Source organism: Pseudomonas sp. Irchel s3f19 (genome assembly GCF_900187555.1).
In the GTDB taxonomy this organism is placed as follows: domain Bacteria; phylum Pseudomonadota; class Gammaproteobacteria; order Pseudomonadales; family Pseudomonadaceae; genus Aquipseudomonas; species Aquipseudomonas capeferrum.
This window is the reverse complement of sequence record NZ_FYDW01000004.1, coordinates 290,879-314,499: the sequence shown is the minus strand read 5'-3', so window position 1 is coordinate 314,499 and position 23,621 is coordinate 290,879. Positions and strand designations below refer to the sequence as shown.

The window sequence follows — 23,621 nt, the reverse complement described above, 5'->3', positions numbered from 1 at the left end:
AATGCATTCGGCGCTGTCTGCTGGACAGCGCCGAAGGGTATCAATGGATCAGGCCGACCCGCGACAGGTTAGGCAGGTGGCTGAGCTTGGGCTCTGGCCAGCTCATCCAGACCGCGAAGGCCTTGCCGACAATGTTCCGGTCCGGAACCATGCCGTGCAGTTCCTTGGGAATGTTCGGATCATCCCAGTAGCGGCTATCGTTGGAGTTGTCGCGGTTGTCGCCCATCATGAAGTAGTGGCCGGCCGGTACGGTCCATTGCTGGTCCGGCGGCATGCGATAACGGCTCATCTCCTTGCGGATCAGGTGCTCGGCCTCGCCCAGCTTCTCCTTGTACAGCTCGGCGCTGCCCAAGGTGCCTGGCTCGGTGCCCACCAGTTGCTCGGCAATCGGCTGACCATTGACGTACAACCGCTTGTCATTGGTGTAGCGGATCTGGTCGCCCGGCAGGCCGACCACACGCTTGATGTAGTTGACGTTGGGGTCGCTCGGGTAGCGGAACACCATCACATCACCGCGTTGCGGGTCACCCACCTCGATGACCTTCTTGTCGATCACCGGCAGGCGAATGCCATAGGAGAACTTGTTCACCAAGATGAAGTCGCCCACTTCCAGGGTCGGTTTCATCGACCCCGAAGGGATCTGGAACGGCTCGACCAGAAACGAGCGCAGCACCAGCACGATGAACAGCACCGGGAAGAACGACTTGCCGTACTCGACCAGCAGCGGCTCCTTGTTCAGGCGCTCGACCACCGCCATCTCGGGCTGGCTGACGCTACCCTGATAGTTGGCGATTGCCGTTCGCCGGCGCGGGGCCAGGAACAGCAGGTCGATCAAGCCCAACAGGCCGCAGACGGCTACGGCGATGACTAGCAACAGCGGGAAATTTAGCGACATAGGACCTAGCTATCCAACCTGAGCACGGCGAGGAAGGCTTCTTGTGGAATTTCCACGTTACCAACCTGCTTCATGCGTTTCTTACCGGCCTTCTGCTTCTCCAGCAGTTTCTTCTTACGGCTGACGTCACCACCGTAGCACTTGGCCAGTACGTTCTTTCTGAGCGCCTTGACGGTTGTCCGCGCGATGATCTGGCCGCCAATGGCTGCCTGGATCGCCACATCGAACATCTGCCGAGGGATCAGTTCCTTCATCTTCTCGGTCAACGCACGGCCTTTGTAGGCCGCGTTGTCGCGGTGCACGATCAGGGCCAGGGCATCGACCTTGTCGCCGTTGATCAGTACATCCAGCTTGACCAGGTTGGCCGACTGGTAGCGATCGAAATGATAGTCCAGCGAAGCGTATCCGCGACTGGTCGACTTGAGGCGGTCGAAGAAGTCCAGCACCACCTCGTTCATCGGCATGTCGTAACGCACCTGCACCTGGCTGCCAAGGAACTGCATGTCGCGCTGTACGCCACGCTTCTCGATGCACAGGGTGATGACGTTGCCCAGGTGCTCCTGCGGCACCAGGATGGTCGCGGTGACGATCGGCTCGCGGAAGTCGGTGACAGCCGAGACGTCCGGCAGCTTCGACGGGTTGTCGACGATGATGGTTTCGCCGGTCTTGAGTTCGAGCTCGTAGATCACGCTAGGAGCGGTGGTGATCAGGTCCAGGTCGTACTCGCGCTCCAGGCGCTCCTGGATGATCTCCATGTGCAGCATGCCCAGGAAGCCGCAGCGGAAACCGAAGCCCAGGGCGTCGGAGCTTTCCGGCATGTACTGCAACGACGAATCGTTGAGGGTCAGCTTTTGCAGGGCGTCACGGAAGTCTTCGAAATCCTCGGAGCTGACCGGGAACAGGCCGGCATAGACCTGTGGCTGGATCTTCTTGAAGCCTGCGAGCACTTCGACTTCCGGGGTCGAGGACAGGGTCAGGGTGTCACCGACCGGTGCACCGTGAATGTCTTTGATGCTGGCGATGATGAAGCCCACTTCACCGGCCTTGAGGTCGGCGGTCTGGGTGTGTTTCGGGGTAAAGACGCCGACGCTGTCGACCAGGTGCACCTTGCCGGTGGACTTGACCAGGATCTTGTCGCCCTTCTTGACCCGGCCCTGGCGCACGCGCACAAGCGAGACCACGCCCAGGTAGTTGTCGAACCAGGAGTCGATGATCAGCGCCTGCAGCGGCGCGTCGATCTCGCCAACAGGCGCGGGGATGGTGTGCACCAGGCGCTCGAGTACCTCGTCGACGCCCATGCCGCTCTTGGCACTGCAGGCCACGGCGTCGGTAGCGTCGATGCCGATGATCTTCTCGATCTCGTCCTTGACGCGGTCCGGGTCAGCCTGGGGCAGGTCCATCTTGTTCAACACCGGCATGACCTCGAGGCCTTGCTCGATGGCGGTGTAGCAGTTGGCCACGGACTGGGCTTCGACGCCCTGGCCGGCGTCCACCACCAGCAGCGCGCCTTCACAGGCGGCCAGCGAGCGCGAGACTTCATAGGTGAAGTCGACGTGGCCGGGGGTGTCGATGAAGTTCAGCTGGTAGGTCTTGCCGTCTTGCGCCTTGTAGTGAAGCGTGACGCTGTGGGCCTTGATGGTGATCCCGCGTTCGCGCTCCAGGTCCATGGAGTCAAGGACTTGAGCTTCCATTTCGCGCGCAGACAGGCCACCGCACATCTGAATGAAACGGTCGGCCAGCGTCGACTTGCCATGGTCGATGTGGGCGATGATGGAGAAATTGCGGATATGACTCAAATCACTCACGGGTCAACACTCGAAAAGGCTGCGAGCCGGGACGCCCGCCGAAAAATAGCCGGGAATTGTACCTCAAGCAGCAGGGATATGGGAGATTCCTGATCGGCTGTCTGTATGGGCCCTGTCGCCGGCAAGCCGGCACCCATAGCGACAGCAACACGCCTGAAACCGGCGTAGTACCGGTGAAGGCCGGCTTGCCGGCGGTAGGTACAGCACATGACCGATGTCTATTTTCATGAAAAAGGGCAGCCATGGCTGCCCTTTTCCTACCCGATGACCAGCTTATTCAGCCAGCTTGAAGGTAATGAAGCTTGCACGCCCCTGACGCAGCACGCGCATGGACACCGAACGGTTCTTCGGCAGGTCCTTGGCAATCTCGGTGAATTCCTTGGCCGAGCCGATTGCCTGGTTGTTCAGGTGGCTGATGACGTCACCCGGGCGCAGGCCGATCAACGCTGCCGGGCCATCCTGAACTTCCTTGATCACCACGCCGCCCTTGAGTTCCAGAGCTTTCTTCTGCTCGGCGCTCAGATCGGCAACGGAAACACCCAGACGGTTGCTGCTGCGCTCGGCACTGCCTTCAGCGCCTGTACCGATGTCGGCGTCATCGTCCGGCAGTGCGCCGACGCTGACGTCCAGGTTCTGACGCTTGCCGTTACGGATAATCTCGAGCTTGGCCTTGTCACCATCCTTGAGGCTGCCGACCAGGTGCGGCAGGTCGGCCGACATGACGATCGGCTGGCCGTTCATGCTCAGAATCACATCACCCACCTGCAGGCCACCCTTGGCTGCCGGGCCGTCTTCCAGCACCTGGGCTACCAGGGCACCGGCCGGCTTGTCGAGGCCAAAGGATTCAGCCAGGTCCTTGTTGACCTCCTGAATGACCACGCCCAGCCAGCCACGGCTGACCTTGCCGTCTTTTTTCAGCTGGTTGGACACGTCGATGGCCACATCGATCGGGATAGCAAACGACAGGCCCATGAAACCGCCAGAGCGGGTGAAGATCTGCGAGTTGATACCCACGACCTCGCCATTCATGTTGAACAGCGGGCCACCGGAGTTACCCGGGTTGATGGCCACGTCAGTCTGGATGAACGGCACATAGGTATCGTTTGGCAACGTACGCCCCTTGGCGCTGACGATGCCTTTGGTCACCGAGTGGTCGAAGCCAAACGGCGAACCGATGGCCAGTACCCACTCGCCTACCTTGAGCTTCTCGGAGTCACCCAGCTTGACGGTCGGCAGGTTCTTGCCTTCGACCTTGAGCAGCGCCACGTCGGTGCGCGGGTCGGTGCCGACCAGCTTGGCCTGCAGTTCGCTGCGGTCCGACAGGCGGACGATGATCTCGTCGGCATCGGCCACCACATGGTTGTTGGTCAGTACGTAGCCATCGCTGGAAATGATGAAGCCCGAGCCCAGCGACTGCGCTTCGCGCTGGCGATCACCACGCGGCGAGCGGGGTTGCTGCGGCATGTTGCGCTCGAAGAACTCACGAAACATCGGCGGCAAGCCTTCGAGGTCCGGCATCTGCCCTGCGGCGATGCGGCGGTCCGGCAGCTTCTGCTTGGTACTGATATTGACCACGGCCGGCGAGGCTTGCTCGACCAGCGTGGTGAAGTCCGGCAGGGCTTCCTCGGCCTGGGCGGTGAGCACCTGGCCGAGCATCAGCACGGCGGCGAACATCGATAGGTAGGGTTTCAAGCGTGTTATTGACATACGGCTCCCGTCACAACGAGCGTGGTTAGCGTAAGGCCCCTGCACAAGCAGGAAAGGCCAGGCTCCAAGAAGCCTGACCTATAGAAAATTTACCGAAAGAATGCAAATGACAATGCTTAAATTTCATTTCAGAGGCAGGTCTCTCACGCCGTAACCCGCCTGAAAAAGCACGCCATCATTGCCGCGCCTGGGCATCCTGAGCCCGCATCGACAGCGCAATGCGCTCTGCGGTACCCAAGGGTATTTCACCGACCACGGTGACCAGGACCTTGCCTTTTGGGGTATTGAGACGGCGCGATACCGCTACGGTCGGGCCCAACTGAACGCGCGTGTCGATGCCTGAGTTGTCGTTGACCGGTTCGACGAATACCGATACGCGAGCCAGGCCATCGTCATACATCAAGCTGGTGACCGAACTGTTGCGAGCCGCGTCGCGGCGTACCGAGCTGTTGACCAACTCGAAACCCGGCGGCAGCCAGTCCGAACGCCAGCCAGAGACCGCTTCTTGCGTCGTAGTGGCGCGATGCTCCACCGGCTTGCAGGCGGCACTGGCGCGCAAGTCTTCGTCGGTAGGCAGGTCATCGGTATCCAGGCGGGTCATCTGGAAGCGCTCGAGCAACTGCCCTTTGTCGTTGAGCATCAACGAGCGCAGCGGCAAACCGGTACGGCGGTCCAGATGCAATTCGAAAGCGTAACGGTGCTGGTCGCGCGGGGTGAGCGTAACGATCACCGCATCGCGCCCGGCGACACGAGACTTGCCCGCCAAACTCAGGTCGTACCAGCCCATCAACTTGAGTGGATCGAGCACACGCGGCGCGGCATCGGGCGGCGTCTTCACGCCGCTGACCAAGGCACCACTGACGCACGCCACCTTGCCGTCCACGCGCACGATTTCCTGGGCGGCGCCGTCGAGCTGCAGAAGCCGCTCGCTGACCTTGCCGTCCTGAACCTTGTGCCAGATATCGTGGGAAGAAAAGCTGCCGTTGCGTTCGTAGATGAAAGAGCCTTGGTAGCTCTGCTTTTGCTCGGCCTGTGCCAGCTTGTTCAGCCACTCACTCGCCTCGGGCGAAGAGTTGGCCGCCAACGCTGGCACCGTCATGCAACTGCCTATCAGCAGCGACAAGAGAGGTAGCGCGCGCATGATCCTCCTTACTTAACGGGGTTATCCAGGCTGGCGGCGCGGGCATAAGGCAGAGCCGTTTCATTGCCCTTGAGCGCAGATTCCTGGGCATGCTGGCGCAGGTAGCCTGGCAGACGCTGATCCCAGCCAGCCTGGTTCTGCAGCACACCGTTGGCCATCGGCCCGGTCGGTTGCTCACTGCTTTCACTATAGCCTGCCAATACAGCCGGGCCCTGAGCTTGTGGCACGCTCAGCCCCTGCTGTGCAGGTTGCTGGGAAGCCAGCTCGGCACCGGTGATCTCATCCTGGTTGTACATGCGTACACCCGCCAGCACTGCGATCGTCACCGAGGCAGCAACTGCCAAGCGGCCGATGCTGCGCAATGGGCCTTTCTTGACCTTGGCCGGTACCGCTTCGTCGGCCAATGCTGCAGACACCGCCGAGGCGATATCGAGGTTTGGCAGCAGCAGTTCCTTGTGCATCGCTGCGCGGGCTACCTGGTAACGCGACCAGGTGGCACGGGTTTCGGCATCGTCGACGGCACTCAGTACCCGACGTAATTCCAGTTCGTCCGCTTCGTTATCCATTACCGCGGACAGCGATTCCTGCAACGCTTCACGACTCATGGCGGTTCCTCTCTTGGCTGTAGCCGCTGTCTCAGGTTTCCTGCAACAACGGCTGCAGGGCTTTATCTATGGCCTCCCGAGCGCGGAAGATTCGAGAGCGCACGGTACCCACCGGACATTGCATGACACTGGCAATGTCTTCGTAACTCAGTCCGTCGAACTCACGCAGGGTCAAGGCCGTGCGCAGGTCTTCGGGCAGCTGCTGGATGGTGCGATGGACAGTGCCTTCGATTTCATCCCGCAACAACGAGCGCTCTGGGGACTCGAGATCCTTGAGACCATGATCGCCGTCGTAAAACTCCGCATCCTCGGAGCTGACATCGCTGTCTGGTGGCCGTCTTCCACGGGACACCAGATAGTTCTTCGCCGTGTTGATGGCGATGCGGTACAGCCAGGTATAAAACGCACTGTCTCCGCGGAAATTGCCAAGCGCACGGTAGGCCTTGATAAAGGCTTCCTGCGCTACATCCTGGGCCTCGTGGGTATCGTGAACGAACCGCACGATCAACCCGAGAATCTTGTGCTGATACTTCAGCACCAACAGATCGAACGCTCGCCTGTCTCCACGCTGTACGCGCTCGACAAGCTGCTGATCCTCTTCCTGGGTTAGCATGAACACTCCTCAGTGAACTCGAAGGAGCGTTGCAACAGCCATCGTTCAGGCTTGCAAACATAGACTCGGGCTTTGCGCAAAAGTTCTCCCCTCCAAGCAAGTTTCCTGCAGCCCTTGGTCGGCTCGCACGGAAGACGCGGCGCGGACACGGCCGGCAACGTCGATAATCAGGTTTCGAATACGCAGGTGTCAGCCCGAATAGAGCTGCCGCCCTGCGTCGCCGCGGCAATATGTGGCGTGCGGGCAGCCTTCATAGGATTTCCGGCCATGTCGGAAAGTTCCCACAAAGGTTACCGCAAGCTGGCAAGTGGCATGGAAATTGGCCACCCGGGGCTGCTATAAAGGCAACCCGGCCTGGTTTAACGATAGTTTCACAATGCCATCGGCGCGTGACTATTGTGCCGCGCCCCTTCCGTAGATTACTAGTGTCCCGACATGAGCCAACAATTCCAACATGATGTCCTGGTGATCGGCAGCGGTGCCGCCGGTCTCAGCCTGGCACTGAACCTTCCCAGCCACCTGCGCGTCGCCGTGCTCAGCAAGGGCGACCTGTCAAATGGCTCGACGTTCTGGGCCCAAGGTGGCGTCGCCGCGGTGCTGGACGACACCGACACCGTCCAGTCGCATGTCGAGGATACCCTCAATGCCGGCGGCGGTCTGTGCCATGAAGACGCTGTGCGCTTCACCGTCGAGCACAGCCGCGAAGCCATCCAATGGCTGATCGAGCAAGGCGTGCCCTTTACCCGGGACGAGCAGCACGGCGTCGACGATGGGGGCTTCGAGTTCCACCTGACCCGCGAAGGCGGCCACAGTCATCGGCGCATCATCCACGCCGCCGATGCCACCGGCGCCGCGATCTTCACCACCCTGCTGGCCCAGGCCCGAAAACGCCCGAATATCGAGTTGCTGGAGCAGCGCGTGGCGGTCGACCTGATTACCGAGCGCCGCCTGGGCCTGCCCGGCGAGCGCTGCCTGGGTGCGTATGTGCTTAACCGCAACAGCGGCGAAGTGGACACCTTTGGTGCGCGCTTCACCGTGCTGGCCACCGGTGGCGCGGCCAAGGTCTACCTGTATACCAGCAACCCGGACGGCGCCTGCGGCGACGGTATCGCCATGGCCTGGCGGGCCGGCTGCCGGGTGGCCAACCTTGAATTCAACCAGTTCCATCCGACCTGCCTGTACCACCCCCAGGCCAAGAGTTTTTTGGTCACCGAAGCCCTGCGCGGCGAAGGCGCCCTGTTGCGCCTGCCCAACGGCGAGCGGTTCATGCCGCGTTTCGACCCACGCGAAGAACTGGCCCCCCGCGACATCGTGGCCCGCGCCATCGACCACGAGATGAAGCGCCTGGGCGTGGACTGCGTGTACCTGGACATCACCCACAAGCCGGCCGAGTTCATCAAGGGCCACTTCCCCACCGTGTACGAGCGCTGCCTGACGTTCGGCATCGACATCACCCGACAGCCGATCCCTGTGGTACCGGCGGCCCACTATACGTGCGGCGGGGTGGTGGTCGACGACCGCGGCCATACCGACGTGCCGGGGCTGTATGCCATCGGCGAGACCAGCTTCACCGGTTTGCATGGCGCCAACCGGATGGCCAGCAATTCGCTGCTCGAGTGCTTCGTCTACGGCCGCGCGGCTGCCGCAGACATCCAGGCGCACCTGGACCAGATCGAAATGCCCAAAGCCCTGCCCGGCTGGGATGCAAGCCAGGTCACCGACTCGGACGAGGACGTGATCATCGCGCACAACTGGGACGAGCTGCGCCGCTTCATGTGGGACTATGTCGGCATCGTGCGCACCAGCAAACGCCTGCAGCGTGCCGAACACCGCGTCCGCCTGCTGCTTGATGAAATCGACGAGTTCTACAGCAACTACAAGGTCAGCCGCGACCTGATCGAGTTGCGCAACCTGGCCCAGGTGGCGGAGCTGATGATTCGTTCGGCGATGCAGCGCAAGGAAAGCCGTGGTTTGCATTACACGCTGGATTATCCAGGGATGCTGGACGAGGCGAAGGACACCATCCTCAGCCCGTTCTGAAAACCATGCCGGCCTTTTCGCGGGTAACCCTGCGAAAAGGCCTGCGTCGTTTCGATCTATACCTGGCTTGCCTGCCCCCACCTGCGCCGGCTGAATTTCAGCCGTACCCGCAACCGCCGGTGCTCATCAGCCCCCAGCGCATCCGGCGGTATGCATTGACTTTCCCCCAACCAGCCCCCCTCCCGCACAAAGCGCAGCACCACCAGCCCCGGCACCGCCACGCTATCGCGGCACAAGCGCACCGGCTGCCAGCCTCGGGCACGGCTCAGTACCTGCCAGCCACGCGCATCACGGCGCACGCCCACAACGGCATGATCATGCGTCAACAGAATACGTCGGGGGATGGCCCAACTGGCGTGGGCAATGCAGGCGGCAGCAACAGCAAGGGACAGCCACCAGGGCAACGCACTCACCCACACGGTAAGCAGCGCCAGCACCTGGCAACTCAGGTAGGCCGTCAGCAGCAGGCGCGAGCCCTGCCAACGGCTCTGGAAAAACTCACTTGGGCTGGACACGGTCCAGGATGATGCGGACCATGCGCTGCAACTCCGGGTCTTCAGACTCGGTGCGCTCCATGAACCAGCCGAACATGTCCTGATCCTCGCAGCTCAACAGGCGCACATAGAGCTCACGGTCGGCTTCGTTGAGGGTGGCGTAGACTTCCTGGGTGAAAGGCACCAGCAGTACGTCCAGTTCCAGCATGCCGCGACGGCTGTGCCAGAAAAGCCGGTTGAGTTCAGTTTGTTCGACCATGGGGCCCTCCTCGAATGGCCCGCCAGTATACAGCCAGGCGAGCGAAGCGGCACAGGGCGTTGGTCTAGTCACCTACCTATTTTGTTACTGGCGTTCTATGATGGCCGCCAGTCTTTAAGCCACCGCGATGACCCATGGCCGATTCCGCTTTCTTCAGCCCTCTGTCCCACGAGGGCATCCTCGCCGTCCGCGGCTCCGACGCAGGCAAGTTCCTGCAGGGCCAGCTGACCTGCAACATCAACTACCTCAGCCAGGAACATGCCAGCCTCGGCGCCCGCTGCATGGTCAAGGGGCGCATGCAGTCGAGTTTTCGCATCGTGCCGGAAGGCAACGGCTACCTGCTGGCCATGGCCAGCGAACTGCTCGACGCGCAGTTGGCCGACCTGAAGAAGTATGCCGTGTTCTCCAAAGCCACCCTCAGCGACGAAAGCGCCGCCTGGGCACGCTTTGGCCTGCAGGGCGGCGATGCAGCGCTGCTGGCACTGGGTGTGACGCCACCCACCGAGGCGGGCGCAACCGTGCGCCACGCGGGCCTGATCGCCATTGCCGTGTCGGCGGGCCGGGTTGAACTGTGGGCACCGGCCGAGCAATCCAGCGCAGTGTCCGCAACACTTGCCGCCAGCTTGCCCGAAGGCAGCCTCAATGATTGGCTGCTGGGCCAGGTTCGCGCCGGCATCGGCCAGGTCATGGGCCCTACCCGTGAACTGTTCATCCCGCAGATGATCAACCTGCAGGCCGTCGACGGTGTCAGCTTCAAGAAGGGCTGCTACACCGGCCAGGAAATCGTCGCCCGCATGCAGTACCTGGGCAAGCTCAAGCGCCGTCAGTACCGCCTGGCGCTCGACCAGCAGGCCATCCCCGCGCCCGGTGCCGAGATCTTCTCGCCAACCCATGGCTCGTCGGTCGGTGAAGTGGTGATTGCTGCCAGCACCGGTGTAGGTTGTGAGTTGCTCGCGGTGCTCAGCGCCGATGCGGTGAACGATGACAACCTGCACCTGGGCAGCCTGGAAGGGCCACGCCTGCACGTGCTGAGTCTGCCCTACGAACTGGACCGCGACCGGGAAATCCAGCGCTGACCAGCCTGCCCCGTCCGCGTGACGGGGCCGCACCACCACTGCGGTAGAGAAGTCCATGAACAAGCTGGCCGAGATGGTTCAAGCACAACTGCTTGAGGCCATCGAAAAGGATGACCTGGTCCTGCCCACCCTCCCCGAGGTTGCCTTGAGCATCCGCGAGGCGGCCGAGGACAGCGAGATCAGTGTGTCGGCCTTGAGCAAGGTGATCGGCCGCGACGCAGCCCTCTCGGCGCGGCTGATCAAAGTGGTCAACAGCCCACTGCTGCGTGCCGCGGTAGAGGTCACCGACCTGCACACTGCAATCACCCGCCTGGGCATCAACTACAGCTGCAACCTGGCCATCGGCCTGGTGATCGAGCAGATCTTCCATGCCCGCTCGCCAGCCGTTGAGCAAAAACTGCGCGATATCTGGGCAAACAGCCTGGAAGTTGCAGGTATCAGCTATGAAATAAGCCGCCGCTACACCCACCTGAAACCAGACCAGGCCACCCTCGGCGGGCTGGTCAACCAGATCGGTGCGCTGCCGGTACTGATTTACGCCGAGGAACACAACGAGCTGCTCTCCGACCCGGTCTGCCTGCATTACGTGATCGAGCAGATCCAGCCGGCGCTGGGCGACAAGATCCTCAAGGCATGGGAGTTTCCCGAGCAGTTGGTCAACCTGCCAAGCCAGGTTCAGGACCTTGACCGGCAGACCGACAAGGTCGATTACATCGACGTCGTGCAGATCGCCCGTTGCATCAGCCAGCGGGGGCGCAGCCGGCCGTTGGCGGCACTGCCAGCGTACCGCCACCTGGGGCTGCCGTTCGGCACCGAGCTTGAGGTGGAAGAGTTGCTTGAGGCGCGGAGCCTGTTGCGCTGATGGCGCCGGGGCCTCCTTGAGGCCCAGCGGTTGCAGACTCAATCGGCGATAAAGCTCACGCGCACCCGCAAGCCGCCCTTTTGCCCATCGTGCAGGCTGATCTGCGCCAAGTGCGCGCGGCAGATCTCGCCGACAATGGCCAGCCCAAGCCCACTGCCCTGGGCACTGCGGCGGTAGAAGCGCTCGAACACCCGTTCGCGCTCCTCCTCGGGAATACCCGGGCCATCATCCTCGACTTCCAGCACCGCTGGCGCCACCACCCGCAAGATCACGTTGCCACCGGCCGGGGTATGCGCCAGGGCGTTATCCACCAGGTTGCTCAACAGCTCGTTGAGCAAGGTCGGCTCGCCCTTGAGCCAGACCGGCGCCTCGGCCTCCAGGGCCAGCGCCACCCCGCGTTTGTGGGCCAGCGGCGCCATGGCCATGCCCAGTTCGCGGGCCAGTTGGCTAAGGTCCAGGCGCTGCGCGCCACCTTCGGCAATCGCCCTGGCACCATTCTCGACCCGCGCCAGAGACAACAACTGGTTGGCCAGGTGCGTCAGGCGGTCGGTGCCCTGGGCTGCGGACTCCAGGGTCTGGCGCCACTGCTCGGGCTCGGACGCGCGCAAGCCCAACTCGACCCGTGCCTTGAGCGCCGCCAGGGGGGTACGCAATTCGTGGGCGGCGTCGGCGATGAACTGCGCCTGACGTTCGAACTGGCCGCGCAAGCGCTCGGTGAAATGGTTCAAGGCACGCACCAGCGGGCCAAGTTCGCGCTGCACCTGGACCACAGGCAAGGCCCGCAGGTCGTCGGGCTGACGCTCTTCCACGGCGGTGCGCAGGCGCTCCAGCGGGCGTAGCGCCGCACTGATGGCAAACCACACCATCACCAAGGCGCCCAGCGCCAGCATGCCCAGGCGCAGCAGGGTGTCGGCCATCAACCCCCGCGCCATGCGCACGCGCGCCTCCTCGGTCTCGGCCACGCGAATTTCCGCCATGCCGTTCATGTTCGGCTCGCTGACCGGCTTGAGCAGGCTGACCACACGCACGTCCTGGCCGAGGTAGGTCGCATTGTAGAAACGCGCCAGCGCCGGGTAGTCATCCGTGCGCGGCGTGCCCGGCGGCGGTGCTGGCAAATTCTCGTAGCCGGAAATCAACCGCTGCTTGATGTCCAGTACCTGGTAGTAGATGCGCCCGGCACTGTCGTACGCGAACGTGTCCAGGGCCACGTAGGGCACATCCGCGCTCAACGAGCCATCGCGTTGCGACAAGCCTGCGGCGATGGTCCGCGCCGAGGCCAGCAAGGTCCGGTCGTACGCCGTGTCGGCGGCTTCGCGGCCGTTCCAGTAGGCGCTCAGGCCGCTGGCCAGCATCAGCACCACCAGCAGCAGTGCCAGGTTGCCCAGCAGCCGCCCACGCAGGCTGCCGTTGTCACGCATCGCGATGCTCGAGCAGGTAGCCCAGGCCACGGAAGGTCACGATGGCCACCGGGTGGCCGTCGAGTTTCTTGCGCAGGCGGTGGATATAGATTTCGATGGCATCGGGGCTGGCCTCCTCGTCCAGGCCAAACACCTGGGCGGCCAGTTGCTCCTTGCTCATGACCCGGCCTGGGCGTGCGATCAGCGCTTCAAGCACGCTCTGCTCACGTGAGGTCAGGGTCAGGTTGTCTTCGCCGAGGCTGAAGCGCCGGGTGTCCAGGTCGTACACCAACGGCCCGCAGCGCTGCTGGCGCTCGCCACCGAGCACGCTACGGCGCAGCAAGGCCTTGACCCGTGCTTCCAGCTCGGTCAGTTCGAAGGGCTTGGCGAGGTAATCGTCAGCGCCCAGGTTCAGCCCGTGAACCCGGTCCTTGACGTCACTGCGCGCGGTCAGCATCAGCACCGGCAGGGTCTTGCCGCGCCCGCGCAGGCGCGCCAGCACCTCGAAGCCATCCATGCGCGGCAAGCCGACATCGAGCACGGCAACCGCATATTCCTCACTGGCCAGGGCCAGGTCGGCAGCCACGCCGTCATGCAGTACATCCACGGTCAAGCCGTGGCTTTTCAAGGCCTGGGCCACGCTTTCGGCCAGTTGCAGGTGGTCTTCGACCAACAGCACACGCATCGGTTTCTCCCTGCTCGGGTGGGGCGGTGGCGCGGAGTGTACCGCTGTAGACCCGCCTGTGAAGCCCCTTGTAACAAACCTTTCTCGTTGAAAGGTTAGCGAAAGGTTGGCGACCTAGCATCGCACTACGGTCGCCCCGCGCGCCGAAAAAAGCACCAGCAAGGTGCAACCAATAAGAACAATAAACGGAGCCATCTCGATGCTGTCATCGCAGCCGCAGGCGTTCGCGCCTACCCGTTCCTTTGCCGCACGCCCCTCCGCCATCGCCAGCGCCGTTGCCCTTGCCGGTGTCGCACCGCTGAGCCAGGCGGCCTTCTTCGAAGACAGCACGGCGACCTTCGAAACCCGCAACATGTACTTCAACCGCGACTTTCGCGACGGCACCAGCGCGCAGCAATCCAAGCGCGACGAATGGGCCCAGGGCTTCATCCTCAACTTCGAGTCCGGCTACACCGATGGCACCGTGGGCTTTGGCCTGGATGCGCTGGGCATGCTCGGCATCAAGCTCGACTCCAGCCCCGACCGCACCGACACCGGCCTGCTGCCGACCCATGACGACGGCAAGGCTGCCGACGAGTACTCCAAGCTCGGCCTGACCGGCAAGATCAAGGTGTCCAAGACCGAACTGAAAGTCGGCACGCTGATCCCGGAACTGCCGACCCTGCAGCCCAACGACGGGCGCATTCTGCCGCAAACCTTCGAAGGCGGCCTGCTCACCTCGAAAGAAATCAGCCACCTGACCTTCACCGGTGGGCGCCTGGAAAAGGCCAAGGACCGCAACGACACCAACTGGGAAGACCTGGCGCTCAACAACAAGAACGGCCGCTTCGGTGGCACCTTCTCAGCCGACAACCTGGACCTTGCAGGCCTGGATTACCAGTTCACCGATCGCATTACTGGTAGCTACCACTTCGCCCAGCTCGACGACATCTACCGCCAGCACTTCCTGGGCATGGTCGCCACCCAGCCGTGGGGCCCAGGCACCTTCGGCGCCGACCTGCGCCTGGCGGTGAGTGATGACCAAGGCCAGGCCAAGGCCGGCAATATCGACAACACCACCGTCAACGGCATGCTCAGCTACGCCCTGGGCGGGCACAAGGTCAGCGCCGCCTACCAGCACCTGTCCGGTGACAGCGCCTTCCCCTACATCGACGGCGCCGACCCGTACCTGGTCAACTTCGTGCAGATCAACGATTTCGCCGGGGCCGACGAGCATTCCTGGCAGATGCGCTACGACTACAACTTCGCCGCCCTGGGCATCCCCGGCCTGACCTTCATGACCCGTTACATCAGCGGCGACAACGTCAGCCGCGCCGATGGCAGCGAGGGCAAGGAGTGGGAGCGCAACACCGAGTTCAAGTACGTGGTACAAAGCGGCCCGTTGAAAAACGTCGCCGTGCGTTTGCGCAATGCCACCTTCCGCTCGAATTTTGCCCGCGACGCCGACGAAGTGCGGCTGCTGGTGAGCTACAGCGTGGCCCTGTGGTAACCCAATAACAACAACGCTCACGGAGATTGACGATGACCTTTTCACTGCGCCGCCTCGTCCTCGCTACCGGCTGCCTGCTGCTGGCCGGCAATGCCCTCGCCGCCGAACCGAAACGCCCCGAATGCATCGCCCCCGCCTCGCCGGGTGGTGGCTTCGACCTGACCTGCAAGCTGGTGCAAAGCGCGCTGGTGCAGGAGAAAATCCTCAGCAAGCCCATGCGCGTCACCTACATGCCCGGCGGTGTCGGGGCTGTGGCCTACAACGCCGTGGTGGCCCAGCGCCCAGGTGATGCCGGCACCCTGGTGGCCTGGTCGAGCGGCTCGCTGTTGAACCTGGCCCAGGGCAAGTTCGGCCGCTTCGACGAGAGCGCGGTGAAATGGCTGGCAGCGGTCGGCACCAGCTACGGGGCCATCGCCGTGAAAAGCGATTCGCCCTACAAAACCCTCGACGACCTGGTCGCCGCGCTGAAAAAAGACCCGGGCAAGGTGGTGATCGGCTCTGGCGGCACCGTCGGCAGCCAGGACTGGATGCAGACCGCACTGATCGCCAAGGCCGCCGGTATCAACCCGCGTGACCTGCGCTACGTGGCCCTGGAAGGCGGCGGCGAAATTGCCACCGCGCTGCTGGGCGGGCATATCCAGGTGGGCTCCACCGACATCTCCGACTCCATGCCGCACATCCAGAGCGGCAACATGCGCATCCTCGCGGTGTTCTCCGAGAACCGCCTGGACGAGCCGGAGATGAAAGACATCCCCACCGCCAAGGAGCAGGGCTACGACATCGTCTGGCCGGTAGTACGCGGCTTCTACCTCGGGCCGAAGGTGAGCGACGAAGACTACGCCTGGTGGAAAGCCTCGTTCGACAAGATGCTGGCCTCCGAAGACTTCGCCACGTTGCGTGACCAGCGCGAGCTGTTCCCGTTCGCCATGACCGGTGAAGAGCTGGACGGCTATGTGAAGAAGCAGGTGGCTGACTACAAGGCACTGGCCAAGGAATTCGGCCTGATCCAGTAAGGCCTAACGACCTGTCACCGCCCTTGTGGGAGCGGGCTTGCCCCGCGAAGCCAGCACCGCGATGCATGGCACCGGCTTTGCCGGTGTTCGCGGGGCAAGCCCGCTCCCACGAGGGCCGCGCTGTTCACAATAAAAACGAGGATTCCCCGATGATCCTGCAACGTCTCTTCGCCCTGGCCTTGCTGGCCGTCTGCGCCGCCCTGGCCGTGATGGCCTGGCCGTACCAGGCTGCGTTTTCCTACGAGCCGGTTGGCCCGCGCGCCTACCCGCTGTTGATGCTCGGCCTGATGGGCCTGGGCCTGCTGTACCTGGTGATCCGCCCCACGCCGATCGTGCGCAAGGACGACGAACCCGAACTGGACCGCGAAACCCTGATCAAGATCGCCGCCTGTGTCGGCCTGCTGGTCGTCTTCGCTGCCACCTTCGAAGCCCTGGGCTTCATCCTCAGCGCGATCCTGGTCGGCCTGCCGATGGCCCGGCTGTACGGCGGGCGCTGGTTGCACAGCGCCATCGTAGTGGTCGGCATGAGCCTGTTCCTCTACTGGCTGTTCGACCGCGTCATGGACGTGCCCCTGCCCCTTGGCCTGCTGAGCGTACTGGAGAACTGACACATGGATACCCTGAGCTATCTGGGCCAGGGCTTTGGCGTCGCCCTGAGCCCGTACAACCTGGTCACCGCCCTCTGTGGCACCCTGATCGGCACCGTGGTCGGACTGTTGCCGGGCCTGGGCCCGATCAACGGCGTGGCGCTGCTGATCCCCATCGCTTTTGCCCTGGGCCTGCCCCCTGAGTCGGCACTGATCCTGCTGGCCGCGGTTTACCTGGGCTGTGAATACGGCGGGCGCATCAGCTCGATCCTGCTGAACATCCCGGGCGAAGCTTCGACCGTGATGACCACCCTCGACGGCTACCCGATGGCCCGTCAGGGCCTGGCCGGCGTGGCGCTGTCGCTGTCTGCCTGGAGTTCGTTCATCGGCGCCTTCATCGCCACCTGCGGCATGGTGCTGTTCGCCCCGCTGTTGGCGAAATGGGCCATCGCCTTCGGCCCGGCCGAGTACTTCGTGCTGATGGTGTTCGCCATCGTCGCCCTGGGCGGCATGGCCGGCGACAAGCCATTGAAAACCTTCATCGCCGCACTGATCGGCCTGTTCCTGTCGGCAGTCGGCATCGATGCCAACAGCGGCGTGTACCGCTTCACCGGTGACAGCGTGCACCTGGCCGACGGCATCCAGTTCGTGGTGCTGGTGCTGGGGCTGTTCTCGGTCAGCGAAATCCTCCTGCTGCTGGAAAAGACCCACCATGGCCACCAGGCAGTCAAGGCCACCGGGCGCATGCTGTTCAACTTCAAGGAAGCCGCCTCGGTGTTCGTAGTCAACATCCGCTGCGGCCTGCTCGGCTTCATCATGGGCGTGCTGCCGGGCGCTGGCGCCACCCTGGCCAGTGCCGTGGCCTACATGACCGAGAAGCGTATCGCCGGCGAAAGCGGCACGTTCGGCAAGGGCGATGCCCGCGGCCTGGCCGCCCCGGAAACCGCCATCGGTGCGTCCTGCTGCGGCGCCCTGGTACCGATGCTGACCCTGGGTGTGCCAGGCTCAGGTACCACGGCAGTGATGATCGGTGCACTGACCCTGTACAACATCACCCCCGGCCCACTGCTGTTCGAGCAGCAGCCCGACATCGTCTGGGGCCTGATCGCCTCGTTGTTCATCGCCAACATCATGCTGGTGATCCTCAACATCCCGATGATCCGCATCTTCACCCGCATCCTTGCGGTACCGAACTGGGCGCTGGTGCCGGTCATCGCGATCATCACCGCGATCGGCGTGTACGCCGTGCATGCCACCACCTTCGACCTGTTCCTGATGGTCGGCATCGGCATCATGGGCTATATCCTGCGTAAGCTGGACTTCCCGCTGTCGCCGATCCTGCTCGGTTTCATCCTCGGCGGGCTGATGGAACAGAACCTGCGACGTGCGCTGTCGATCTCCAACGGTGAGCTGGGCATCCTCTGGTCGAGCCCGATCAGCCTGGGTGTCTGGGTATTGGTGGGCTGCATGCTCTGCCTGCCGCTGCTGCGTATCTGGCGCAAGCGCAGCCAGCAACGCCGGGCCATGGCTGATGCCTGATCGGTCGTTGCCGCTGTACTGGGCTACCGGGCTGGTCGGCCTTGCTGGCGGGTATCTCGCCAGCCGGGTCGGCTGGCCTTTGCCCTGGATGGTCGGCTCGTTGCTGGCGATCATCCTGGTGCGCTGCCTGACGCCCTGGCAACTTTCGGAAATCCCCCATGGCCGCAAATGCGGGCAATGGATCATCGGCATCGGCATCGGCCTGCACTTCACCCCGGCGGTTATCGAGCAGGTGGCCAGCCACTTTGCGCTGATCTTCTTTGGCGCGCTGTTCACTACCCTGTCCAGCGTCATCAGCGTGTGGTTGCTGCGCCGCACCGGCGAGGACCGCGCGACCGCCTTCTTCGCCAGCATGCCGGGTGGGTCGGGGGAGATGGTCAACCTGGGGGCGCGCAACGGCGCAGTGCTCAGCCAGGTCGCCGCAGCGCAGAGCTTGCGGGTGCTGGCAGTGGTGCTGTGCGTGCCCGCGCTGTTCAAGTTGCTGCTGGGTGACGGGGTGGCGCTGAACCACGCGGGCAGCGTCAGCTGGGGCTGGCTGGCGTTGATCGCACCGCTGGGCATTGCCGTGGCGCTGCTCTGGCAACGCCTGCGCCAGCCCAACCCCTGGCTGTTCGGCCCCTTGCTGGTGGCGGCCACGGTAAGCCTTGCCGGCAACCTGCAGATCGCCCTGCCCGAGGGTGCCAGCCAAGTCGGCCAGTGGTTGATCGGCAGCGGGCTGGCATGTCACTTCAACCGTGCGTTCTTCCGCCGGGCACCGTCGTTCCTGGGGCGTACCCTGGTGGCCACGGCCTTGTGCATGCTGATCGCCGCCAGTGCCGCCTGGGCATTGAGCGTGATGACCGCACTGGACCTGCGCTCGTTGACGCTGGGGATGATGCCGGGCGGGATTGCCGAGATGAGCCTGACAGCCGAAACCCTGCAGTTGTCGGTGCCGCTGGTGACGGCGTTGCAGGTGATGCGCTTGCTGTTCGTGCTGTTTCTGGCAGAGCCGTTGTTCCGGCTCTGGAATGCTGGGCAAAGCTGAAATACGCATCAACCCGCGAGGGAGGTGATGCGGTCTGTCACAGCGGCGGCAAGGCCCAGTTGATCGGTGCCAACCCGCGCTGTTCAAGGAAGCCATTGGCCCGGCTGAAATGCCCGCAGCCGAGAAACCCACGGTACGCCGACAACGGCGACGGATGCACCGACTTGAGCACCAGGTGCTTGGTGCCGTCGATCAGCTTCTGCTTGCCCTGGGCATGCGCGCCCCACAGCAGGAACACCACGTTCGGGCACTGCTCGCTGACCACCTGTATGACGCGGTCGGTAAAGAACTCCCAGCCTTTCTTGGCATGCGAAGCCGCATTGGCACGCTCCACGGTCATGGTCGTGTTGAGCAGCAGCACGCCCTGCTCGGCCCAGCTCTGCAAATAGCCGTGGCTGGCGATCGGGATGTTCAGGTCGCGTTGCAGCTCCTTGTAGATATTAACCAGCGACGGCGGCGTGGCAATGCCGGGCTGCACCGAGAAGCACAGGCCATGGGCCTGCCCGGGGCCGTGATAAGGGTCCTGGCCGAGGATCACCACCTTGACCTGCGGCAGCGGCGTCGAATTGAGCGCATTGAAGATCAGCGGGCCCGGTGGGTAGATTTCCTTGCCGGCCGCGTGCTCCTGACGCAGGAATTCACGCAGCTGATGCATGTAGGGCTGGTCGAATTCGTCGCGCAATGCGGCTTTCCAGCTGGGTTCGAGTTTGATGCGATCGTCGTCAGTCATGGGGCCATCCGTAAACAATGGCGCGACACTAGGTAAGCCACTCCCGCTTGTCAAACGATCCGACCGACGACCGGCATGATCGCCCAGGCAGGCCATACTTGAGCCATGACCTGCGAGAGGTAGTCCATGTCCATTCATTGCGAGGTACTCACCGGTGCCGATGGCGCCGGCATCGGCATCGCCACCCTGGATGCACCCAAAGCGCTGAATGCGCTGAACCTGCGGATGATCGAAGTGCTCGGCGAACAACTGCACGCCTGGGCCCACGACCCCGAAATCGTCTGCGTGCTGTTGCGCGGCAACGGCACCAAGGCGTTCTGCGCGGGGGGCGATGTGCGTGCGCTGGCCCAGGCCTGCCGGGCACACCCGGGCAGCGTGCCGCCGTTGGCCGCCGCCTTCTTCGCCGCAGAATACCGCCTCGATTTCGCCCTGCACACGTACCCCAAACCCTTGCTGTGCTGGGGGCATGGGCATGTGCTGGGCGGGGGCATGGGCTTGTTGCAAGGCGCCAGCGTGCGCATCGTCACCCCCAGTAGCCGCCTGGCCATGCCAGAGATCAGCATTGGTTTGTACCCCGACGTCGGCGCCAGTTGGTTCCTGGCCCGCCTGCCAGGCAAGCTCGGGTTGTTTCTGGGGCTCACCGGCGCCCCGATCAACGCCCATGATGCCCTCGACCTGGGCCTGGCCGACCGGTTCCTGGGTGAGTACCAGCAAGAGGCGTTGATCGAAGAGTTGCTGCAACTGAACTGGCAGGAACAGACCGCCCTGCAATTGAACAGCCTGCTCAAGGCCGAACAGCACCGCGCCTGCGCCGAGCTGCCCGAAGCGCAGTGGCTGCCCCGCCGCGACGAGATCGATCGGTTGCTCGACGTTGCCGACCCAGCCGCCGCGTGGCGGGCACTGGAGGGCCTGAAATACCATGATGACCCGCTGCTGGCCGAAGCCGGCAAACGGCTGCACGAAGGCTGCCCGCTGACGGCGCACCTGGTCTGGGAACAGATTCGCCGGGCGCGGCACCTGTCGCTGGCGCAGGTCTTCCAGATGGAATACAGCATGAGCCTGAACTGCTGCCGACACCCGGACTTCAGCGAAGGGGTGCGCGCACGCCTGCTGGACAAAGACAATCAGCCGCGCTGGCACTGGCCGGATGTAGCCCAGGTACCGGCGGCGGTGGTCGAGGCGCACTTTGCCAAGGTCTGGGAAGGGCGCCACCCGTTGGCGGATCTCGCTGATCAGGTATGACCGGGTCGTGGAAAGGGGCGCAAAGCGCCCCCCATTGCATCACCGCTGCCAGTTGCGGCCCTGCCCCCGGCCGCCCTCCGGCCTGCGGTCACGATCCCCACGCCCATTGGAGTGCCAGCGATCGTTCTGGTAACGCTGGCTGCCATCGCGATAGTCGTGACGATCGCGGTCGCGCCCATAGTCATAGCGCTGGCGATTGCCATAGTCATACCGCGGGTTACCGTGCCACTGGTTCATCCCTGGCTGGGGGTGTGGCCTGTATTGCGGCACCGGCGCCGGGCGGTAGTAGCGCGGTGCTGGCTGGTAGTAGTAGCGCGGTTGCGGCGCCACATAGTAGCGGTCGTGGCGGTAATACCCCGGCGACACGTAGCGGTCGCTGGTGTAGTAATCGGAACGGTAGTAGCCCCCGCCACCGTAGTAAGGGGCGCAGGCGGACGTCATCAGACCCAGCAGGGCGATCAACAGAATTCGATAGGACATGGCGGCCTCCTGGACCGCTGGAGTGCCCGCACAGCGGCGCTGGCGAGCATCGATGCGTAAGGCGTTCATCGATACTGAATAAGACCGCCAGACCCGGGTGCAGTGCCATTTTTGCAATAATTTGAAACAGCTCGGATAACCCTGAAAAACTTGCAGTCATTTGCCGGCCATCTCACTAGAATGAGCGCCTTGGCACACATCACGGGAAGATCATGCCTGTACGTTCCGCTCTGTTTTCGCAGCGCTCGCTGATCATTACCCTGCTGATGTTGCTGGCCAGCGGCTTCCTCGCCACCTCACTGCTCAGCTACTTCGCCTCGCGCAGCGCCATCCGCGATGGCATCGTCAATACCGAACTGCCACTGACCTCCGACACGGTCTATTCGGAAATCCAGAAAGACCTGATCCGCCCCGTGCTGATCGCCTCGATGATGGCCCAGGACACCTTCCTGCGGGACTGGGTGCTGTCCGGTGAGCAGGACACCCAGCGCATCACCCGCTACCTGGGCGAGATCATGGGCAAGCAGGACACCTTCACCTCGTTTTTCGTCTCTGAACGCAGCCTCACCTACTATCAGGCCAAGGGTGTGCTCAAGCAGATCAAGCCAGGCAGCTGGCGCGATGCCTGGTACTTCCGCCTGCGCGACCTCAAGGCACCCTACGAGATCAACGTCGACCTGGACATGGCCAACCAGGACAGCCTGACGGTATTCATCAACTACCAGGTGCTGGATTACCAACAGCGCTTTATCGGCGCCGCCGGCGTAGGCCTGAGCGTGTCGTCGGTGGTCAAGCTGATCGACCAGTACCAGCGGCGCTACCAGCGCTCGGTGCTGTTCACCGACGCCAAGGGCAAGGTCCTGCTGACCGGCTCCGACGGTGGCCCGCATGGCCTGCGGGTCGGCCAGCCGCTAAGCGACAACCCCGAACTGAGCGACCTGCTGGCCCAGCAACCGATACCCGGTGAAGGCAGCCACGAATACCGCGACAGCGACAACCACAGCCACTTCCTGAATGTGCGCCACCTTCCCGAGCTGGACTGGTACCTGCTGGTGGACAAGCGCGAGACCGGTGCTCTGGACCGCGTCCGCCACTCGCTGTACCTGAACCTGGCGATCTGCGCGATGATCACCCTGGTGGTGCTGGCGCTGGTGCATGCCATGGTCAAGCGCCACCAGGCCAGCACCGAGGCGCTGGCCACCCTCGACAGCCTTACCGGCCTGCCCAACCGGCGCAGCTTCGACCTGCTGGCCGCCCAGGCCTTGCATGAAGCCCAGCGTGACAGCGGCCCACTGGTGGCGCTGTTGATCGACCTTGACCACTTCAAGGCCCTCAACGACACCCACGGCCACCTGGCAGGCGACGAAGTGCTGCGCCAGTTCGCCAATGTGCTGCAGGGCAGCCTGCGCCAGTCGGATATACTGTGCCGGTGGGGCGGTGAGGAGTTCATCGTGCTGCTGCGTGAAGCACAAGGCCGGCAAGCCATCGAAGTGGCGGAGAAAATCCGTCGCCGCACCGAGCAACTGACCTTCAGCTATGACGACCAACCCTTGCGCCTGACCACCAGCATCGGCCTTAGCAGCCTGCAGCCGGGTGATACCTTGCATGCCCTGCTGACCCGCGCCGACCGCGCGCTCTATCGTGCCAAGCAGGCCGGCCGCAACCGCGTCTGCAGTGAAGCCCCCGGACCCAGCCATGAATGACAGCCAGCACTGCCCCGCCTGCGGCGCCCTCAACCAGTGCAGCCTCGCCGACCCCCGCAGCGCCACCCAGGCCTGTTGGTGCTACAGCGTGACCATCGACCCCGCCGTGCTCCAGGCCCTGCCCGCCGAATTAAGGGACAAGGCCTGCCTGTGCCCACGCTGTGCAGCAGTCGAAACGCAACTGCAGGCAGCAGCGCCCGGCACAAAGCGCTAGACTGCGCGCCCGCTTCTTCTG

General features: G+C 63.5%; 23 protein-coding genes. 11 read left to right on the top strand and 12 right to left on the bottom strand.

The genetic code is table 11. The features are described 5' to 3' along the window. Positions 1-40 precede the first annotated feature (40 nt). The 6 genes from lepB to rpoE form a co-directional block, all read right to left on the bottom strand. Positions 41-895 carry a signal peptidase I gene (gene lepB / locus CKW22_RS13360; protein WP_033702711.1) on the bottom strand — a complete coding sequence of 285 codons (855 nt, stop codon included), beginning with the start codon at positions 893-895 and terminating at the stop codon, positions 41-43. A 5-nt stretch (positions 896-900) separates the two neighbouring features. After that, complete coding sequence (lepA, locus tag CKW22_RS13355; protein WP_033702712.1) at positions 901-2,700, bottom strand: translation elongation factor 4; 1,800 nt, start codon at positions 2,698-2,700, stop codon at positions 901-903. Between the two features lie 273 nt (positions 2,701-2,973). Then, complete coding sequence (locus tag CKW22_RS13350; RefSeq protein ID WP_371856416.1) at positions 2,974-4,374, bottom strand: DegQ family serine endoprotease; 1,401 nt, start codon at positions 4,372-4,374, stop codon at positions 2,974-2,976. A 208-nt stretch (positions 4,375-4,582) separates the two neighbouring features. Then, positions 4,583-5,548 carry a MucB/RseB C-terminal domain-containing protein gene (locus CKW22_RS13345; protein WP_033702714.1) on the bottom strand — a complete coding sequence of 322 codons (966 nt, stop codon included), beginning with the start codon at positions 5,546-5,548 and terminating at the stop codon, positions 4,583-4,585. 8 nt (positions 5,549-5,556) lie between these two features. Further along, positions 5,557-6,153 (bottom strand): sigma-E factor negative regulatory protein, encoded by a 597-nt coding sequence (locus CKW22_RS13340; RefSeq protein WP_047583623.1) that lies wholly within the window; start codon positions 6,151-6,153, stop codon positions 5,557-5,559. 31 nt (positions 6,154-6,184) lie between these two features. Continuing rightward, positions 6,185-6,766, bottom strand: coding sequence for an RNA polymerase sigma factor RpoE (gene rpoE / locus CKW22_RS13335; protein WP_003252049.1), 582 nt, complete (start codon positions 6,764-6,766; stop codon positions 6,185-6,187). 435 nt (positions 6,767-7,201) lie between these two features. Here rpoE and nadB point away from each other — a divergent pair, with 435 nt between their 5' ends. Then, positions 7,202-8,806, top strand: coding sequence for an L-aspartate oxidase (gene nadB, locus CKW22_RS13330; protein WP_033702716.1), 1,605 nt, complete (start codon positions 7,202-7,204; stop codon positions 8,804-8,806). Between the two features lie 56 nt (positions 8,807-8,862). Here the strand turns inward: nadB and CKW22_RS13325 are convergent, their stop codons facing one another. Together CKW22_RS13325 and CKW22_RS13320 are read right to left on the bottom strand one after the other, a co-directional pair. Next, complete coding sequence (locus CKW22_RS13325; protein WP_047583622.1) at positions 8,863-9,321, bottom strand: protein YgfX; 459 nt, start codon at positions 9,319-9,321, stop codon at positions 8,863-8,865. Beyond that, positions 9,305-9,559, bottom strand: a complete 255-nt coding sequence (locus CKW22_RS13320; RefSeq protein ID WP_027594141.1) for a succinate dehydrogenase assembly factor 2 — start codon at positions 9,557-9,559, stop codon at positions 9,305-9,307. Before CKW22_RS13320 ends, CKW22_RS13325 begins: the two co-directional genes overlap by 17 nt. 134 nt (positions 9,560-9,693) lie before the next feature. Here CKW22_RS13320 and CKW22_RS13315 point away from each other — a divergent pair, with 134 nt between their 5' ends. Together CKW22_RS13315 and CKW22_RS13310 are read left to right on the top strand one after the other, a co-directional pair. After that, positions 9,694-10,635 carry a folate-binding protein YgfZ gene (locus CKW22_RS13315; protein ID WP_033702718.1) on the top strand — a complete coding sequence of 314 codons (942 nt, stop codon included), beginning with the start codon at positions 9,694-9,696 and terminating at the stop codon, positions 10,633-10,635. A gap of 55 nt (positions 10,636-10,690) precedes the next feature. Next, positions 10,691-11,497, top strand: coding sequence for an HDOD domain-containing protein (locus CKW22_RS13310; protein ID WP_047583620.1), 807 nt, complete (start codon positions 10,691-10,693; stop codon positions 11,495-11,497). Between the two features lie 38 nt (positions 11,498-11,535). On the opposite strand, the gene CKW22_RS13305 is transcribed toward CKW22_RS13310, so the two are convergent. After that, a complete protein-coding gene (locus CKW22_RS13305; RefSeq protein ID WP_033702720.1) occupies positions 11,536-12,915 on the bottom strand; it encodes a sensor histidine kinase in 1,380 nt (459 codons plus the stop codon). Further along, on the bottom strand, positions 12,908-13,579 hold the full coding sequence (locus CKW22_RS13300; protein WP_027594137.1) for a response regulator: 672 nt from the start codon (positions 13,577-13,579) through the stop codon (positions 12,908-12,910). Before CKW22_RS13300 ends, CKW22_RS13305 begins: the two co-directional genes overlap by 8 nt. A 199-nt stretch (positions 13,580-13,778) precedes the next feature. Between CKW22_RS13300 and CKW22_RS13295 the strand changes: the two genes are divergently transcribed. The 5 genes from CKW22_RS13295 to CKW22_RS13275 all read left to right on the top strand — a co-directional run bounded on the left by CKW22_RS13295 (position 13,779) and on the right by CKW22_RS13275 (position 19,231). Further along, positions 13,779-15,068, top strand: coding sequence for an OprD family porin (locus CKW22_RS13295; protein ID WP_047583619.1), 1,290 nt, complete (start codon positions 13,779-13,781; stop codon positions 15,066-15,068). Positions 15,069-15,100: 32 nt separating this feature from the next. Further along, entirely contained in the window at positions 15,101-16,081 is a 981-nt protein-coding gene (locus CKW22_RS13290; protein WP_033702722.1) for a tripartite tricarboxylate transporter substrate binding protein, read from the top strand. A 149-nt stretch (positions 16,082-16,230) separates the two neighbouring features. After that, complete coding sequence (locus CKW22_RS13285) at positions 16,231-16,689, top strand: tripartite tricarboxylate transporter TctB family protein (protein ID WP_033702723.1); 459 nt, start codon at positions 16,231-16,233, stop codon at positions 16,687-16,689. Positions 16,690-16,692: 3 nt separating this feature from the next. Next, entirely contained in the window at positions 16,693-18,207 is a 1,515-nt protein-coding gene (locus CKW22_RS13280) for a tripartite tricarboxylate transporter permease (protein WP_047583618.1), read from the top strand. After that, positions 18,200-19,231, top strand: a complete 1,032-nt coding sequence (locus CKW22_RS13275; RefSeq protein ID WP_033702725.1) for an AbrB family transcriptional regulator — start codon at positions 18,200-18,202, stop codon at positions 19,229-19,231. The genes CKW22_RS13280 and CKW22_RS13275 overlap by 8 nt, the downstream gene beginning before the upstream one ends. Before the next feature lie 37 nt (positions 19,232-19,268). Here CKW22_RS13275 and ung read toward each other — a convergent pair whose 3' ends face one another. Further along, positions 19,269-19,961: a uracil-DNA glycosylase gene (ung, locus tag CKW22_RS13270; RefSeq protein ID WP_033702726.1), complete on the bottom strand. Its 693-nt coding sequence runs from the start codon at positions 19,959-19,961 to the stop codon at positions 19,269-19,271. A gap of 126 nt (positions 19,962-20,087) precedes the next feature. On the opposite strand from ung, the gene CKW22_RS13265 reads away from it, so the two are divergent. Further along, complete coding sequence (locus tag CKW22_RS13265) at positions 20,088-21,203, top strand: enoyl-CoA hydratase/isomerase family protein (RefSeq protein ID WP_095064219.1); 1,116 nt, start codon at positions 20,088-20,090, stop codon at positions 21,201-21,203. Between the two features lie 39 nt (positions 21,204-21,242). On the opposite strand, the gene CKW22_RS13260 is transcribed toward CKW22_RS13265, so the two are convergent. Further along, a complete protein-coding gene (locus CKW22_RS13260; protein WP_033702728.1) occupies positions 21,243-21,683 on the bottom strand; it encodes a hypothetical protein in 441 nt (146 codons plus the stop codon). A gap of 212 nt (positions 21,684-21,895) precedes the next feature. Between CKW22_RS13260 and CKW22_RS13255 the strand changes: the two genes are divergently transcribed. Next, positions 21,896-23,386 carry a sensor domain-containing diguanylate cyclase gene (locus CKW22_RS13255; RefSeq protein WP_095064218.1) on the top strand — a complete coding sequence of 497 codons (1,491 nt, stop codon included), beginning with the start codon at positions 21,896-21,898 and terminating at the stop codon, positions 23,384-23,386. Then, positions 23,379-23,600 carry a cysteine-rich CWC family protein gene (locus CKW22_RS13250; RefSeq protein WP_033702730.1) on the top strand — a complete coding sequence of 74 codons (222 nt, stop codon included), beginning with the start codon at positions 23,379-23,381 and terminating at the stop codon, positions 23,598-23,600. Before CKW22_RS13255 ends, CKW22_RS13250 begins: the two co-directional genes overlap by 8 nt. Positions 23,601-23,621: the final 21 nt, after the last annotated feature.

Bases quoted from the DNA above. Each gene is read 5' to 3' on its own strand.
- lepB (WP_033702711.1), bottom strand. From the start codon at position 895: ATGTCGCTAAATTTCCCGCTGTTGCTAGTCATCGCCGTAGCCGTCTGC.
- CKW22_RS13350 (WP_371856416.1), bottom strand. From the start codon at position 4,374: ATGTTCGCCGCCGTGCTGATGCTCGGCCAGGTGCTCACCGCCCAGGCC.
- CKW22_RS13345 (WP_033702714.1), bottom strand. From the start codon at position 5,548: ATGCGCGCGCTACCTCTCTTGTCGCTGCTGATAGGCAGTTGCATGACG.
- CKW22_RS13340 (WP_047583623.1), bottom strand. From the start codon at position 6,153: ATGAGTCGTGAAGCGTTGCAGGAATCGCTGTCCGCGGTAATGGATAAC.
- rpoE (WP_003252049.1), bottom strand. From the start codon at position 6,766: ATGCTAACCCAGGAAGAGGATCAGCAGCTTGTCGAGCGCGTACAGCGT.
- nadB (WP_033702716.1), top strand. From the start codon at position 7,202: ATGAGCCAACAATTCCAACATGATGTCCTGGTGATCGGCAGCGGTGCC.
- CKW22_RS13320 (WP_027594141.1), bottom strand. From the start codon at position 9,559: ATGGTCGAACAAACTGAACTCAACCGGCTTTTCTGGCACAGCCGTCGC.
- CKW22_RS13315 (WP_033702718.1), top strand. From the start codon at position 9,694: ATGGCCGATTCCGCTTTCTTCAGCCCTCTGTCCCACGAGGGCATCCTC.
- CKW22_RS13310 (WP_047583620.1), top strand. From the start codon at position 10,691: ATGAACAAGCTGGCCGAGATGGTTCAAGCACAACTGCTTGAGGCCATC.
- CKW22_RS13305 (WP_033702720.1), bottom strand. From the start codon at position 12,915: ATGCGTGACAACGGCAGCCTGCGTGGGCGGCTGCTGGGCAACCTGGCA.
- CKW22_RS13300 (WP_027594137.1), bottom strand. From the start codon at position 13,579: ATGCGTGTGCTGTTGGTCGAAGACCACCTGCAACTGGCCGAAAGCGTG.
- CKW22_RS13295 (WP_047583619.1), top strand. From the start codon at position 13,779: ATGCTGTCATCGCAGCCGCAGGCGTTCGCGCCTACCCGTTCCTTTGCC.
- CKW22_RS13290 (WP_033702722.1), top strand. From the start codon at position 15,101: ATGACCTTTTCACTGCGCCGCCTCGTCCTCGCTACCGGCTGCCTGCTG.
- CKW22_RS13285 (WP_033702723.1), top strand. From the start codon at position 16,231: ATGATCCTGCAACGTCTCTTCGCCCTGGCCTTGCTGGCCGTCTGCGCC.
- CKW22_RS13280 (WP_047583618.1), top strand. From the start codon at position 16,693: ATGGATACCCTGAGCTATCTGGGCCAGGGCTTTGGCGTCGCCCTGAGC.
- CKW22_RS13275 (WP_033702725.1), top strand. From the start codon at position 18,200: ATGCCTGATCGGTCGTTGCCGCTGTACTGGGCTACCGGGCTGGTCGGC.
- ung (WP_033702726.1), bottom strand. From the start codon at position 19,961: ATGACTGACGACGATCGCATCAAACTCGAACCCAGCTGGAAAGCCGCA.
- CKW22_RS13265 (WP_095064219.1), top strand. From the start codon at position 20,088: ATGTCCATTCATTGCGAGGTACTCACCGGTGCCGATGGCGCCGGCATC.
- CKW22_RS13260 (WP_033702728.1), bottom strand. From the start codon at position 21,683: ATGTCCTATCGAATTCTGTTGATCGCCCTGCTGGGTCTGATGACGTCC.
- CKW22_RS13255 (WP_095064218.1), top strand. From the start codon at position 21,896: ATGCCTGTACGTTCCGCTCTGTTTTCGCAGCGCTCGCTGATCATTACC.
- CKW22_RS13250 (WP_033702730.1), top strand. From the start codon at position 23,379: ATGAATGACAGCCAGCACTGCCCCGCCTGCGGCGCCCTCAACCAGTGC.